This is a genomic window from Lactobacillus nasalidis (genome assembly GCF_016587775.1).
Taxonomy (GTDB): domain Bacteria; phylum Bacillota; class Bacilli; order Lactobacillales; family Lactobacillaceae; genus Lactobacillus; species Lactobacillus nasalidis.
The window spans coordinates 1-1,299 of the sequence record NZ_BOCG01000455.1; the positions used below are offsets into that span (position 1 = coordinate 1).

Consider the following 1,299-nt stretch of genomic DNA (forward strand, 5'->3'; position numbering starts at 1 on the left):
CGCTGGGTAGCTATGTGCGGACGGGATAAGCGCTGAAAGCATCTAAGTGCGAAGCCCCCCTCAAGATGAGATTTCCCATTTCTTCAAGAAAGTAAGACACCTCAGAGACGATGAGGTAGATAGGCCGGGAGTGGAAGAAGCGTGAGCTTTGGAGCGGACCGGTACTAATCAGTCGAGGACTTGACCAAAAGAGCGAAGCAATAGGTTTTGACTTGGAAGAGATATTCAGTTTTGAGCGTGCAAGCTCAAAGAAGAGTGCGGTGGCAATGGCAAGAAGGATACACCTGTTCCCATGCCGAACACAGCAGTTAAGCTTCTTAACGCCGAAAGTAGTTGGTGGGAAACTGCCTGCGAGGATAGGAAGCTGCCGCGCCAAGCAAGAGTCAGACGGAAGTCTGGCTCTTTTTTTGTAAGATTGCTGATATTGAGGTAAAACATGCAGAATCAACTGGTAAAGATTACAGCCTTCGACAATCCGCTGCTGAAATTGTTCACGGATTACAACGAGTCCCAGCTTTTTCATTATTATGAACCCGAACCTGGCGTCTTCATTGCTGAGAGTCCCAAGGTGATTGAACGGGCCATTCGGGCCGGCTATGAGCCAATTGCCATGCTGGCTGAGGAAAAGGCTCTAGACCGCGATCTGACTGATTTGGAGCATGAACTGGCCGCCAATGGAGACCGACTGCCGGCTTTTCCAATCTTCGTCGCCCAATCTGAATTACTGCGGCAGTTGCCTGGCTATAACCTGCTGCGGGGAGCGATTTGTGCCTTCAGGAGGAAAAAGCAGCCAAGTCTGGAAGAATTTTCCAGGTCCTTGCCGGACAAAGCTAGAGTTGCCGTATTGGAAAGCGTCGTCAACCCCACCAATGTCGGGGCAATTTTCCGCTCGGCTGCGGCCTTGGGAATGGATGGGGTTTTGATCACGTCAGATTCCAGTGATCCTCTTTACCGGCGCTCTGGCCGGGTCAGCATGGGGACGGTTTTCCAGGTGCCCTGGACTTATTTGGACAAGACAGCCTAGCGGGAAGCTGGCGTCTCCAGCCTTAAAGGCCTGGGCTTTAAGACAGCGGCCATGGCCTTAAGGGACAATACGGTCGACATTGACGATCCAGCCTTAAAAGCCGCCGACCGCCTGGCCGTGATCCTGGGCTCAGAAGGGCCGGGGCTAATGGCAAAAACGATTTCTGAGAGTGACTACACGATCAAGATTCCAATGGCTGAAGGCGTTGATTCTTTGAACGTTGCCGCCGCCAGCGCGCTGGCATTTTGGGAAGTAAAAAAAGGCCTGGACTAGCG

General features: G+C 52.3%; 2 rRNA genes and 1 pseudogene. All 3 read left to right on the forward strand.

What is annotated here, in order from left to right:
• Positions 1-188, forward strand: a 23S ribosomal RNA gene (locus lacNas_RS08690); the annotation flags it as partial.
• Positions 189-256: 68 nt separating this feature from the next.
• A 5S ribosomal RNA gene (rrf, locus tag lacNas_RS08695) occupies positions 257-373 on the forward strand.
• Between the two features lie 63 nt (positions 374-436).
• A pseudogene (locus lacNas_RS08700) lies at positions 437-1,297 on the forward strand (TrmH family RNA methyltransferase).
• The last annotated feature ends 2 nt before the right edge of the window (positions 1,298-1,299 follow it).